11 protein-coding genes are annotated in these 13,307 nt (G+C 73.9%); 7 read left to right on the top strand and 4 right to left on the bottom strand.

All coding sequences use genetic code 11. The features are described from left to right. Nucleotides 1-2 precede the first annotated feature (2 nt). From mltA to EAH89_RS16225, 3 genes are read left to right on the top strand one after another with little or no spacing between them, the layout of a single operon-like run. Nucleotides 3-1,028, top strand: a complete 1,026-nt coding sequence (mltA, locus tag EAH89_RS16235) for a murein transglycosylase A (RefSeq protein ID WP_241667053.1) — start codon at nt 3-5, stop codon at nt 1,026-1,028. Nucleotides 1,029-1,033: 5 nt separating this feature from the next. Then, nucleotides 1,034-1,804, top strand: a complete 771-nt coding sequence (locus tag EAH89_RS16230) for a (Fe-S)-binding protein (protein WP_140884734.1) — start codon at nt 1,034-1,036, stop codon at nt 1,802-1,804. 10 nt (nt 1,805-1,814) lie between these two features. Continuing rightward, nucleotides 1,815-2,471, top strand: a complete 657-nt coding sequence (locus EAH89_RS16225) for a DUF1345 domain-containing protein (RefSeq protein WP_241667052.1) — start codon at nt 1,815-1,817, stop codon at nt 2,469-2,471. Nucleotides 2,472-2,481: 10 nt separating this feature from the next. On the opposite strand, the gene EAH89_RS16220 is transcribed toward EAH89_RS16225, so the two are convergent. From EAH89_RS16220 to EAH89_RS16205, 4 genes are all read right to left on the bottom strand, one after another. Then, nucleotides 2,482-4,104: a heparinase II/III family protein gene (locus EAH89_RS16220; protein WP_194152342.1), complete on the bottom strand. Its 1,623-nt coding sequence runs from the start codon at nt 4,102-4,104 to the stop codon at nt 2,482-2,484. Further along, complete coding sequence (rpe, locus tag EAH89_RS16215; protein ID WP_194152341.1) at nt 4,101-4,775, bottom strand: ribulose-phosphate 3-epimerase; 675 nt, start codon at nt 4,773-4,775, stop codon at nt 4,101-4,103. Before rpe ends, EAH89_RS16220 begins: the two co-directional genes overlap by 4 nt. Before the next feature lie 107 nt (nt 4,776-4,882). Then, nucleotides 4,883-6,868 carry an HAD-IIIC family phosphatase gene (locus tag EAH89_RS16210; protein ID WP_140884733.1) on the bottom strand — a complete coding sequence of 662 codons (1,986 nt, stop codon included), beginning with the start codon at nt 6,866-6,868 and terminating at the stop codon, nt 4,883-4,885. 195 nt (nt 6,869-7,063) lie between these two features. Next, nucleotides 7,064-7,534 (bottom strand): Lrp/AsnC family transcriptional regulator, encoded by a 471-nt coding sequence (locus EAH89_RS16205; protein WP_140884732.1) that lies wholly within the window; start codon nt 7,532-7,534, stop codon nt 7,064-7,066. Nucleotides 7,535-7,664: 130 nt separating this feature from the next. On the opposite strand from EAH89_RS16205, the gene EAH89_RS16200 reads away from it, so the two are divergent. The 4 genes from EAH89_RS16200 to EAH89_RS16185 all read left to right on the top strand — a co-directional run bounded on the left by EAH89_RS16200 (nt 7,665) and on the right by EAH89_RS16185 (nt 13,305). Next, a complete protein-coding gene (locus EAH89_RS16200; protein ID WP_140884731.1) occupies nt 7,665-8,699 on the top strand; it encodes a tripartite tricarboxylate transporter substrate binding protein in 1,035 nt (344 codons plus the stop codon). A gap of 193 nt (nt 8,700-8,892) precedes the next feature. Continuing rightward, nucleotides 8,893-10,134, top strand: coding sequence for an HlyD family secretion protein (locus tag EAH89_RS16195; RefSeq protein ID WP_140884730.1), 1,242 nt, complete (start codon nt 8,893-8,895; stop codon nt 10,132-10,134). A 10-nt stretch (nt 10,135-10,144) separates the two neighbouring features. Continuing rightward, complete coding sequence (locus EAH89_RS16190) at nt 10,145-11,716, top strand: DHA2 family efflux MFS transporter permease subunit (RefSeq protein WP_140884729.1); 1,572 nt, start codon at nt 10,145-10,147, stop codon at nt 11,714-11,716. Nucleotides 11,717-11,718: 2 nt separating this feature from the next. Further along, nucleotides 11,719-13,305 carry an efflux transporter outer membrane subunit gene (locus EAH89_RS16185; protein WP_140884728.1) on the top strand — a complete coding sequence of 529 codons (1,587 nt, stop codon included), beginning with the start codon at nt 11,719-11,721 and terminating at the stop codon, nt 13,303-13,305. Nucleotides 13,306-13,307 lie beyond the last annotated feature (2 nt).

Below are 13,307 nucleotides of genomic sequence, written 5' to 3'. Positions count from 1 at the left end.
GCGTGCGGCGCGGCCGGCGGGGGCCGCGGCTCCCGCTCCTTCTCGCCCTTCTCCTCGCGGCCTGCTCTTCCTCCCCCCGCTGGGAGCGGGACCGCCTCTCCGAGGCCGTGCCGCCCTTCCTGGCGGGGTGCGCGGCTTTGCGCGATCCCGGCCCCCTCGCCCCCGCCTGCGCCGAGGCCGCCCGCCTGCCCCCGGGCGACGAGCCCGCCGCTCGCGCCTTCTTCGCCCGGCACTTCGAGCCCATCCCGGCCGGCGAGGGGCTGATCACCGGCTACTACGAGCCCGTCCTCCGCGTCTCCCCGGTGCGGGCGCCCGGCTTCACGGCGGCCCTCCTCCCGCCCGGCGCCCCGGACCTGCCGCGGGCGGCCATCGAGGCCGCGGTGGAGGCGGGCACCTGGCCCGGCCCCGTCCTCGCCTGGGCCGACCCGGTGGACGCCTTCTTCCTCCAGATACAGGGCTCCGGCCGCGCCGTCTTCCCGGAGGGAACCGAGCGCCGGCTGGGCTACGCCGGCAAGAACGCCCACCCCTACGTCCCGATCGGCCGCGTGCTGATCGAGCGCGGGGCCATGGCGCGGGAGGCGGTCTCGATGGACTCCCTCCGCGCCTGGCTGCACGCCGCCCCGCCGGCGGAGGCGCGGGCGCTGATGGACGCCAACCCCTCCTGGGTCTTCTTCCGCTGGCGGGACGACCTTCCGCCGGAGGGCGGGCCGGCCGGCACCCTCGGCGCGCCGCTCACCCCCGGCCGCTCGGCGGCCGTGGACCGCGGCCACGTCCCGCTCGGCCTGCCTCTCTGGATCGCGACGCAGGACCCCCTAACCGGCGCGCCGCTGGAACGCCTCGTCATCGCCCAGGACACCGGCGGCGCCATCCGCGGCCCGGCGCGGGCGGACCTCTTCTGGGGCTGGGGCGAGGCGGCCGGCCTGGCCGCGGGCCGCATGCGCGGGACCGGCCGCGTCTGGGTGCTGCGCCCGCGCGCCGTCCCCCCTCCGCCCGCCGGTTGGCCGGGAGGCGCCGCGCGCCTATCTTGAGGGGGATGTCCGATAAGCCCCGCGTCGCGCTCTTCGTCACCTGCCTCGTCGACCTCTACCGCCCCTCCGTCGGCTTCGCGGCCCTGCGGCTGCTTGAGGAGGCGGGGTGCCGGGTGGAGGTGCCCGCCACCCAGACCTGCTGCGGCCAGCCCGCCTACAACTCCGGCGACCGCGCCACGGCGCGCGACCTGGCGCGGGCGGTGATCGACGCCTTCCTCCCCTACGACCACGTCGTGGCCCCCTCCGGCTCCTGCGCGGGGATGATCGCGCACCACTACCCCGTCCTCTTCGAGGACGACCCCGCCTACCGCGGCAAGGCCGAGGCGCTGGCCGCCCGCACGCACGAGCTGACCTCCTTCCTCACCGACGTCATGGGCCTCGACACCGCCCGCCCGGCCTATGACGGGGTCGCCGTCTACCACGACAGCTGCGCGGGCCTGCGCGAGATGGGCGTGCGCGCCCAGCCCCGCGCGCTGCTCGCGAAGGTGCCCGGCCTGATCGTGAAGGAGCTGGCCGAGCCCGAGCTGTGCTGCGGCTTCGGCGGCACCTTCTGCGTGAAGTACCCCGAGATCTCCACCCGCATGGTGACCGACAAGGCCGCCGACATCCGCGGTACCGGGGCGGACACGCTGCTGGCGGGCGACCTCGGCTGCCTCCTGAACATGGCCGGGCGCCTCAAGCGCGAGGGAAGCCCGGTGCGCGTGCGCCACGTCGCCGAGGTGCTGGCGGGCATGACCGGCGAGGTCGCGCCCATCGGCGAGGCGCCGGACGCCTGAGGGCGGCCGGGTGCCGACGCCGAGCGCCCCGCCCCGGATCCTGCGCCGCCTGCGCCGGCGGCCCATCCTCATCACCGCCATGGCGCTGGGATTGGCGGCCGGGCTCGCGGCCCATCTCCTGGGGGCGCGGGGCACGAGCGCGGCCCTGCTCTTCTGGAACGCCGCCGCCCTCACCTACGCGGTCGCCATCTCCGTCACCCTCTGGGACGACGACCCCGACGCCCTGGCCCGCCGCGCGGCGGAGCTCGATTCCGACCAGTGGATCGTCCTTCTCGCGAGCAGCATCGCGGCCCTCGCGGCGCTGGCCGCCGTCATGGCGGACCTCGTGGCCGCGAAGGGCACCCCCCAGGCCACGGGCGCCGCGATCCTCGCGGGGGGCACGGTGGTGGTCTCCTGGATCTTCGCCCAGGTCCTCTTCGCGCACCACTACGCCCACGTGCACTGGCTGGGCGGCAAGGGCCTCGACTTCCCGGGCAACGACGAGCCGGACTTTCCCGAGTTCCTCTACTTCGCGATGACCGTGGGCATGACCGCCCAGGTCTCGGACGTCACCACGCGGACCGCCCGGATGCGCCGGGTGGTGCTCGGCCACGCGGCCCTGTCCTTCCTGTTCAACGCGGTGATCCTGGCGGCGGCCGTGAACCTGGCCGCTGCGCTGCTCGGCTGAGGGGAGGCGATCAGCCCTCGCCGGCCGCGACCCGTCCGATGGCCCACTGGATGCCGCCCGTCCCCGCCTCGGCCGAGACGACGACCTGCCGCGTCGGGCGCGGCTCGCCGAAGAGCTGCACGCTGTCCTCCACCGTGATCCGCCCGCCGCGCGCCCGCAGCCGCCAGGCCGAGCCCGAGGGCAGGCGCAGCAGCACCGAGCCGCCGTCCTCGTGCGGCATGGCGGTCACGGCGTGGTGGAGGTGGAAGCGCACGGCGAAGGCCGGGACGTTCTCGGCCTCCACCAGGTCCTCGCCCCTGAGGTCGTCCCCGGATTCCGCGAGGTAGAGGCGGCGGCGGTGGAGCGCCCCGAAGCCGCGGCGATAGCCGTCATGCGTCGCCTCCAGCCACTGCGCGCCGCTCGCCTCGTGGCGCTCGGCGTCGACGTTCTCCGGGCGGCGGCCGAGGCCCTCCTCGGTCAGCTCGCTGCTGTTCGTGTCGGAGAGGGTGAGGGTGGAGTGCGCGGCGGTGGAGCGCATGGCGTCCCGCCAGGCCCCCTCGGCCGCCGGGGCCGCGCCGCAGTTCACGATCAGCCGGTCCCGCCCGATCGACATCTCGAAGGAGAGGGTGCCGGCGTGGTGGCACCGGTCCGCGCCGCGCGGCAGCCCGCCGGGCCCCACAGTGCCGCCCTTGGCCGGCGGCGCCCCGCAATCGGCGATCACGAGGGTCCGCCCGGCCTGCAGGCGCTGGAAGCCGGCGTCGCCGAGGATCAGCGGCGCGCGCCCCCGCGCCTGCGCCTGGGTCAGCACGAGGTCGAGCAGCGTCGCCGCCTCCTCCCGCGTGCCGTTGAAGGCGGCCAGCCCCCCGTCGCCGTGGCGGAACAGGCGCAGCGCCGGCGCCGCGCGGTCCAGCGCGAGGGCGAGGTGCGGCGGCGCCTCGATGCCCGCGCCGTGCAGCAGGTTGCGGATCTCGATGAGGTCCTGTAGCGCCAGCAGGAGGATGCCGGGGCTGCGCTCCACATGGGCGCCGTCGGGCAGGATCTGGCGGTCGATCTCGGCGGGCAGCAGCTTGAGGCAGCGCGTGAGCCAGGGCTCCTCCTCGAGCGCGACCGCCGCGGCCAGCGCGCCCTTGAGCGCCACCAGCGCGCCGCGGTGCCGCGCCTCGGCCGGCAGGCTCGCCACCAGCATGCGGGCGTCGGAGGCAAGGCGCGTCATCAGCGCGCGGCGGAACCCGTCCTCGGCGGTGGCCGCCGTGAAGTCCCAGTGGCCGAGCCAGGCCGAGAGCCGCGCGCCCGTCACCTCCGGCGTCTCGGCCAGGGGATCGGCGCCGGGCGCCTCCAGCCAGGCGCGGGCGATGTCGCGCGCGTGCATGCGGGCGGCGTCGGTGCCGAGCGCGCGCAGGTCGCGCAGCCAGGCGAAGCCGTGCAGCGCCGCCCGCCAGGCCGGGCTGCCCGCCCCGGGGCCGAAGGCGCGGGGGTCGTCGGGCAGGGGCCGGACGGTGCCGGCCACCTCCAGCTCCCCCTTCAGCAGGCGCTGGCCGCGCGCCGCGTCGCCGGGCCAGAGGTCGCGGAAGGCGCGCGCCGGGGCATCGGGCACGCGGATGGGCTTGAGGCCCGAGAGGGTGCGGCGGGCGCCGCGGATCCAGCTCCCGCTCATGCCCTGCCCCCCCGGAGGCCCGCGACCGCGGCGGCGCGGTCGGGCGCCCCGAAGACCGCCGTGCCCGCCACCAGCACGTCCGCCCCGGCCGCGAGGCAGCGCGGCGCGGTGGCCAGCGTAACGCCCCCGTCGACTTGGAGGTGGATGGGCCGCCCGGTCGCGTCGATCAGGCCGCGCAGCGTCGCGATCTTCGCCAACTGGCTCTCCAGGAAGGACTGGCCGCCGAAGCCCGGGTTCACCGCCATCACGAGGACGAGGTCCACGAGGTCCAGCACATGGGCGACGCTCTCGACCGGGGTGGCGGGGTTGAGGACCACGCCGGCCTTGCGGCCGAGGGCCCGGATCGTCTGGAGGGAACGGTGCAGATGCGGCCCCGCTTCCGGGTGGAGCGAGATGAGGTCCGCCCCTGCCTCGGCGAAGGCCGCGAGGTAGGGGTCGGCGGGCGCGATCATCAGGTGGACGTCGAAGGGCATCCGCGTCAGCGGGCGGAGCGCGCGCACGATGGCGGGGCCGAAGGAGATGTTGGGGACGAAGTGCCCGTCCATGATGTCGAGGTGCAGCCAGTCCGCCCCCGCGGCCTCGGCGGCCCGCACCTCCTCGCTCAGGCGGGTGAAGTCGGCGGCCAGGAGGGAGGGCGCGATCAGGACGGGGTGCGGGGCGGCGCTTGTCACGAGGGGGTTATGCGGCAGAGGGGTTGGGCGGGCAACCGAGCCCGGGACGGGCACGGAGGCGGGCGCGGGGGCCGGCGGGTGGAGGCAAGGGCCTGTTCCAGGGCCGGTCACGCGGGCACGAGGCTGACATGCGGGGGAAGCTCGAGCGCCCGGTCCGGCCCCAGCCAGGTCCCGTCCGGGCCGGCCTGGAAGCCCAGCGCCTCATAGAGGCCGAGCGAGAGCCGGTTCCGCTCGGTGGGCCGCACGAGGCCGCGCATCGGGCCCTCGATCCGCCCCTGGGCGATGGCCATGGCCGCCTGCTCGATCCCCATGCCGAAGACCCGGCAGCTGAGGACGAACTGCTCGACCGTGTCGCCGCGGACCACGGCCAGGCCGGTGATGCCGTAGCGCGTGAAGCGGTCCGACACCTCGAGGGCGATGAGGAAGCCCCCCTCGGCCAGCAGCGCCCCGAGCTCGGCCGCCTCCCAGCGGCGCCCCGTAGTGTTGAACTGGTTCGTCTTGTTCAGCAGCTCGACGCAGCGGGCGAAGCGGGGGTCCGCGGCCTCCCGCACGAGGTGGGGCAGGATCGCGACGCCGAGCGAGGCGAGGAAATCCTCGTGCCCCATCCCCGCCCGCACCGCCTCGCGCGCGATCTGCGCCTTCACCATCTCGCCCCGGGCCGCCGCCTCCTCGGTGATGACGGCGCGCTGCAACTCCGGCGCCCAGAGGAGGATGCGCCGCCACTCGGCGAGCGGCGCGTCGATGGCGCGCAGGCCCGGGAAGGCCTGCCGCACCGCCGCGCGCTCCTGCGGGTTGTCGTCCACGAAGAGCACCGATTCCGGCAGCAGGTTCACCTCGGCGAGGATGGCCGCGACGTTCTCGGCCTTCGGCGCGCGGTTGATCCGCAGGGCGACGAAGTTCTCCATCGGGAAGCGCTTGCCGTAGAGCCGGTCCCAGAGGGCGCGCGCCACCGCCTCCTCGTTGCGGCTGACGATCGCGAGGAGGACGCCGCGCCGCCAGAGGTAGCTGACCGCCTCCAGGATGCCGAGCGGCCAGCCCTCGGTCAGCTCGGGCCCGGGGTCGTCCGCCTCGGCCGCCACCCCGCGCCAGAGCGTGTCGTCGAGGTCGAGGATGACGAGCTTCACCGCGTCCGTCGCCGCCTCCGCCCTCCGCAGCGCCATGACCTCGCGGAAGATCTCGAGCACCACGCGGGCGACGTCGGGCGCGTAGAGGTCCTCCACCTTGCCGACCGGCTCCAGCCGCGCCTCGTCCCCCGGCATGGCGAGCCCGGTGATGACCGAGCCGTGGCTGAGATGGGCGAGGAAGTCGTCCCCGAAGTAGCGCTTGCCGAAGGTGGCGGCGATGGCGTCGGTGTCGATCACCGTCATGTTGGCGTAGCGCGCGGCCTCCTCGTGCAGGCGGCGGTTGAGCTGCTCGATGAAGTAGACGGCGTTGCTCAGGCAGTAGCGCTTCTGCGCGCGGCCGAGCGGGTTCTGCAGCGGCGTGTGGAAGCCCAGCAGGTAGGAGGGGATGCCGTGCTGCCGGTTGTAGGCGGCCAGCGCCTCGAGGTTCACGCGCAGCAGGTGGCAGGCGCGCTCGAACAGCGCCTCGTAGCCCGCGACGTCGCCCGCGCGCATCGACATCAGCGCCGCCTCCGGCAGGATGGAGCGGAGCGGGAGCTGGAGGATCTGGAAGTCGTAGCCCCGCGCCTCGGCCGCGCCGAGCGGCGGCAGGGGGGAGGCGTTGTTGAAGACGATCCGCTCGATCGAGACCCCCGGCATCCCCGCCGCGATGAACGCCGGCCAGCGGTCCATCAGGCAGGAGCCGATGAGGAGGAAGCGGGGCGGGCCTGGCCGCGTGACGCGGAGGTGGTCGGGCAGGCGGAAGCGCGCGTCCGGCACCCGGTCCGGCGAGGGCGGGGTGACGCCAGCCGCCCGCATCACCTTCGCCGCCATCTCCGGCAAGTTGCGGACGCTCGCCACGAAGTCGCCGCAGCGCACCCCGCTTCCCACCACCCGCCGCTTCCAGTCGTCGTTGTTGACGGGCCGGTGGAGGATCGCCTGGAACACCCGCTCGACGTCCTCCTCGGTGACGGGCTGGTCCAGGTGAGCCATCGCATCCTCGCAAGGGGCATCGCCGCGCCGGCCGGGAGGGGCGCGGGTCGGCTGGAAAGATCGTGCCGGGGGTGATCCCGCGGGTTCTGCACCCCCGGAATACGCTCGCCTGTGATCACTATCTCTTGAGCCTCGGCCGAGGCAAGGCGCAAACGCCGCCCGGCCGCGGAACGCGGGCGGGGTGTGGCCCCGGCTTCAGAGTGGCAGCGCCGTCGTGCCCTTCACCCGCTCCATCGCGAAGCGGCTGGTGACGTTGCGCAGGCCCGGCACGGCCGCGGTCAGGCGGCGGTAGAAGGCGTCGTAGGCCGGCATGTCGGCCACCGCGACGCGCAGCAGGTAGTCCACGTCGCCGCCCATCCGCCAGCACTCCAGCACCTCCGGCATGCCGGCCACCGTGGCGGCGAAGCCCTCGATCCAGGCCGCCGAGTGGTCGGCGATCTCGATGGCCACGAAGACCGAGAGCGGCAGGCCGGCCCGCGCCGGGTCCAGCAGCGCGACGCGCCCGAGGATGACGCCCGCCGCCTCCATCCGCCGGAGGCGCTTCCAGCAGGGCGTGGGCGTCAGGCCGACCGCGGACGCGATCGCGGCCAGGGAGACGGTCGCGTCGCGCTGGATCAGCCGGAGAATCGCGCGATCGGTGGGATCCAACTCCGTCGGTGCTGCCATTTGGAAAATCCATCTCCCTGAGCCGCCGACGGAAACAAGAACATCTTTTTCTTGCGAAACGAAGGGAGGCGGGGAGAAAAACCGTCTCCAACCGCCCATTTCTGGCTCAGCCAACCCCTTCGGAAGTCCCATGCGCGCCCTCTCCCGCCGCCGCCTCCTCGCCTTCGCCGCCGCCCTGCCCGCGCCGGTCGCGCTCGGCGCCGTGCCGGTCGCCTTCGGCGCCGCGCCGGCGCTCGCGCGCCCGGCCCGCGCGCAGGCGGAGGAGCCCGCCTGGCCCGACCGCCCGCTCCGCATCATCGTGCCCGTTGCCCCGGGCGGCAGCCTCGACATCCTCGGCCGCAGCGTCGCCCGCGCCCTCACCGGCCCGCTCGGCCAGCCCGTGGTGGTGGAGAACCACACCGGCGCCGGCAGCAACATCGCCTTCGAGCTGACCGCGCGCAGCAAGCCCGACGGGCTGACGCTGCTGATCGGCTCCGACCCGCTGACCATCAACCCCTCGCTCTACGCGAAGATCGGCTTCGATCCCGTGCGCGACTTCGCGCCGATCGCCGAGCTGGTGCGCGCGCCGCAGGTGCTGGTGGTGAAGAACGGCCTCGAGGCGCGCGACCTCGCCGGCTATCGCCGCTTAGCGCAGGAGACGGAGGGCGCGACGAGCCTCGCCTCGCAGGGGAACGGCAGCATCGGGCATCTCGGCGGCATCCTGCTGGGCCAGGCCCTCGGCTTCTCCACCACCCATGTGCCCTACCGCGGCGGCGGTCCCGCCGTGGTGGACCTGGTGGCCGGGCACATCGACAGCCTGCTGGTCACCCTGCCCGCCGCCATCGAGCACATCCGCGAGGGCCGCATCCGCGCCCTCGCCGTCACGGGGCTCTCGCGCAGCCCCGCGCTGCCCAACGTGCCCACGGTGGCCGAGAGCGGCTTCCCCGGCTTCGAGGTCGTCACCTGGCAGGGGCTGCTCGCGCCCGCCGGCACGCCCGAGCCGATCCTCGCGCGGCTGCACGCGGAGACGCGCGCGGCGATGGCCAGGCCCGAGGTCGCCGACAACCTCCGCGCCCAGGGCTTCGAGCTCGCCGACGGCAGTCGCGAGAGCTTCGCGACGCTGATCCGCGCGGAGGCGGCGCGCTGGCCGGCGATCGTGCGGGCTTCCGGCGCGCGCGTGGACTGATCGGCACGGTGGCGCCGAAACGGTTGCGCGCGCCGCGCCGATCAACTCGCGGTTAGGCGCGCGCCGCCCCATGAAATCGCTGTCACGTGGCCGGCCGCGGCAATAGCGGCGCGGGGATCGCTGTTTATATCGCGGTTCATGGATCAGCGAAAATCTTCGGGTGCCCTCGCGGGACCGGACCCGTGGGGGCAGCATGGCGGACGGTGACAGCAGCGCGGCGCGGCGCGACCTTCTCGAACTCGAGCCCGCGAACCGCAGCCGGCCGGAGGGCGAGGCCCCCGCGCACGGGAAGACGCGGCGCGAGGGGGACGCGGACGACCGCTCCTCCCGCAAGGAGGACGGCGAAGGCGACGCGAAGGGCGCCGACAAGGACAAGGACGACGGCAAGGACGGGAAGAAGGGAAGCGGCAAGCGCTGGCCGCTGATCATCGGCGGCGTCGTGCTCCTCGTCGCGATCCTCGCCGGCGGCTGGTACTGGTGGAGCCACCGCGACCTCGAATCGACCGACGACGCCTACACCGAGGGACGCGCGGTCACCATCGCGCCCCGCGTCGGCGGCTACGTCACCGAGCTCGCGGTGAACGACAACCAGATGGTCAAGGCGGGCGACCTTCTGCTGCGGATCGACGCGCGCGACTACACCGTGCAGCGCGACCAGGCGCGGGCGCAGGTGGCGCTCGCCCGCACCCAGCTCCGCGCGGCGGAGATCGACCTTGACGTGGCCCGCGTGCGCGCCCCGGCCCAGCTCGCCCAGGCCGAGGCCCAGCGCGCCTCGGCGCTCGCCAGCCAGGAGCAGGCCCGCGCGGACGAGCGCCGCCAGCGCGCGGTCGACCCGCGCGCCACCACCCAGTCGAACATCGACACGGCGACCGCCGCGCTCCGCGTCCGCACCGCGGCCGTCGCGCAGGCGGAGGCGGAGGTGCAGGTCGCCTCCGTCACGCAGCAGACGATCGACCTCGCCGCGGCCACGGTCGAGCAGCGCCGCGCGGCCGTGACCCAGGCGGAGGCGCAGCTCGCGGCGGCCGATCTGAACCTTTCCTATACCGAGATCCGCGCGCCCCAGGACGGCCGCGTCACCCGCCGCAACGTCGAGCGCGGCGGGCTGCTCCAGCCCGGCACCACCGTCATGAATCTCGTCACCCCCGAGGTCTGGGTCGCCGCCAACTTCAAGGAGAACCAGCTCGCCCGCATGCGCCCGGGCCAGCCGGTCGAGATCGAGATCGACGCCTTTCCGGACATGAAGCTCCGCGGCCACATCGACAGCGTGCAGATGGGCAGCGGCGCCCGCTTCAGCGCCTTCCCCTCCGAGAACGCGACGGGCAACTTCGTGAAGATCGTCCGCCGCGTGCCCGTGAAGATCGTCATCGACAGCCCGCCCGCCGACCGGCCCATCCCGCTGGGCCTCTCCGTGGTGCCGACGGTCACCGTCGAATGAGGACGGGCGAATGAGCGGGGCGGAGGCGGGCTGGAAGCCGCGCTCCAACCCCTGGGTGATCACCCTCGTCGTGACGCTGGCGGCCTTCATGGAGGTGCTGGACACCACCATCGTCAACGTCTCGCTGCCCCATATCGCCGGCAGCCTCTCGGTCTCCAACGACGAGAGCACCTGGGCGCTGACCACCTACCTCGTCGCCAACGGCATCGTCCTGACCATCTCCGGCGCGCTCAGCCGCATGATCGGGCGGCGGCGCTACTTCCTGATCTGCATCTCGGTCTTCACCCTCGCCTCGCTCGGCTGCGGGCTGGCGAACGAGTTCTGGCAGCTTCTCCTGTTCCGCGCGCTGCAGGGCTTCTTCGGCGGCGGGCTGCAGCCGACGCAGCAGGCCATCATCCTCGACACCTTCCCGCCGGAGAAGCGTGGCACCGCCTTCTCCGTCACCGCCGTCGCGACCGTCGTCGCGCCCATCCTCGGCCCCGTGGCCGGCGGCTACCTCACCGACACCTACTCCTGGCACTGGATCTTCCTCATCAACGTGCCGATCGGCGCGGCCACCGTCTTCGGCGTGCTGCAGGTGGTGGAGGACCCGCCCTGGGTGACGGAGGAGGCGAAGCGCCCCTTCCGCTTCGACTACGTCGGCCTCGGCTTCATCGTGCTCGCGCTCGCCGGGATGGAGCTGGCGCTCGACCGGGGCGAGAACTACGACTGGCTCTCCTCCGGCTTCATCCGCAACGCCGCCCTCGTCTCCGCCTTCGGTTTCATCGGGGGCGTCTACTGGCTCTCCTACGCGAAGGCCCCGATCGTGGACCTGCGCGTCTTCCTCGACCGCAACTTCGCCATCGGCTGCGCGGCCATCGGGCTGATGGGCTTCGTGCTCTACGGCTCGGCCGTGCTCATCCCGCAGCTCGCGCAGCAGCAGCTCGGCTACAACGCCTTCTGGTCAGGCCTCATCCTCGCGCCCGGCGCCGTGGTGCTGCTTCTCTTCATCCCGCTCACCGGGCGGCTGATGGGGGTGATGCCCGCGAAGTACCTCGTCGCCTTCGGCGGGTTGCTGCTCAGCGGCGCGCTGTTCTACTCGCGCGGGCTCACGCCGGACATCGACTACACCCAGCTTGCCGTCATGCGCGCGGCGCAGACGGTCGGGCTCGCCTTCCTCTTCGTGCCCATCAGCACCATTGCCTACGCCACCCTGCCCCGCGAGCTGAACGGCGACGCGACGGCGCTCTTCACGATGATCCGCAACGTCATGGGCTCGGTCGGGATCTCGGTCTCCACCGCGATCGTGGCCAACCACCAGCAGATCCGCACGAGCACCCTCTCCGAATACATGACGCCCCTCTACGAGCCCTTCAACACGACCCTGCAGGCGATCCGCCAGTCGCTCATCGACTACGGCTACTCCGCCTCCCAGGCGGCGGAGCTGGCGACGGGGCAGATGCAGCGGACGTTGCGCGCGCAGGTCGCGGTCCTCGCCTATTCCGACGCCTTCCTCATCGTGGCTGGCCTCGCCCTGCTGATCGTCCCCCTCGGCCTCCTCTTCTCGAGCGTGAAGGTCAAGGGCGGGGGCGGAGGACACTGACCATGCGCGCCACGCTTCCGCTCCTGCTCGCCGGCCTGCTCGCCGGCCCCCTGGCCGGCTGCACGCTCGACCCCGACTTCCAGTCCCCCGAGGCCACGCGGCTCGACGCCTACAACCAGGCGCTGCGCACGCGGGGCGTCATCATGGAATCGCGCCCCGACCCGCGCTGGTGGTCCGAGTTCCACGACCCCGTGCTGGACAGCCTTGTCACCCGCACGGTCGCCGGCAACCTCACGCTGCAGCAGTCCGTGCAGCGCGTGGTGCAGGCGCGCCAGGGCGAGGCGACGGCCCGCGCCGCGGGGCTGCCCAGTCTCGGCGGCAGCGGCAGCTACACGCGCCAGCAGCTCGGCCTGCGCGGCCTCCTCGAATCCCGCGGCGCCTTCGGGGCGGCGAACGGGCTGCGCGGCAACCAGACGCTCGAGAACGCCGACCCCGGTCTCTCCAACCGCGCGGCCGACAGCCTCTCGAACGGGCTCAACGCCCTCACGCGCCCGATCAACCTCTTCCAGGCCGGCTTCGACGCCGAGTGGGAGCTCGACCTCTTCGGCCGGATCCGCCGCGGGCAGGAACAGGCGGGCGCGCAGACCGAGGCCGCGATCGAGAGCAGCAACGACGCGCTCGTCACCCTCATCGGTGAGGTCGTGCAGACCTATTCGGGGCTGCGCGCCGCCCAGGCCCTGGCGCGCGCGCAGGAGACGAACATCGGCGCCGCGCGGAACCTCCTCGCCCTCACCCAGCGGCGCCAGCGCGACGGGCTTTCGCCCCAGATCGACGTGGAGAACCAGCGCGCGCAGCTCACGAGCTACGAGGCGCAGCTCCAGCCCTTCGCGGCCCAGGCGCAGCAGGCGATGAACCGGCTGGCCGTGCTGATGGGCCGCCCGCCCGGTATGCTCGACGACGAGCTCGGCCCGCCGCGCCCCATCCCGCCCGCGCCGCCCCGCCTGCCCGTCGGCGTGCCGTCGGAGCTCGCCCGGCGCCGCCCCGACATCCGCCGCGCGGAAGCGACGCTGCACGCGGCCACCGCGGGCATCGGCGTGGCCGTCGCGCAGTTCTACCCCTCCGTCTCCCTCACCGGGAACCTCGGACTGCGCGGCACGGAGATCAGCGCGCTCAGCTCCTGGGCGAACCACTTCTACTCCGCCGGGCCCACCGTCTCGCTCCCCATCTTCCAGGGCGGGCGGCTGACGGCGAACCTCGCCCTCGCCCGCTCCCAGCAGGTGGAGGCGGCGCTCGCCTACCGCGCGGTGGTGCTGGGCGCGCTGGGCGAGGTGGAGGATTCCCTCGTCGCCTACCGCACCGACCAGACTCAGCGCGACAAGCTGCGGCAGACCGTCGCCTCCACCCGCACCGTCCTCACCCTCGCGCGGGACCGCTACGACAACGGCCTCGGCAGCTTCATCGAGGTGCTGGACGCCCAGCGCTCCCTCGTCGGCGCGCAGCAGGCGGAGATCCGCGCGACGCTGTCGGTCACCAACGACGTGATCTCGCTCTACAAGGCCCTCGGCGGCGGCTGGTCGCCGGAGGACTGGACGGCGCTCGCGGAGGCCAGCGCGCCGTCGCGCACGCCGCTGCCGATCCTTCGGCCCTGAGG

This window comes from Muricoccus nepalensis (genome assembly GCF_006438825.1).
Taxonomy (GTDB): domain Bacteria; phylum Pseudomonadota; class Alphaproteobacteria; order Acetobacterales; family Acetobacteraceae; genus Roseomonas; species Roseomonas nepalensis.
The sequence above is the reverse complement of the archived record's forward strand: the minus strand, read 5'-3'. Positions and strand labels throughout refer to the sequence as shown.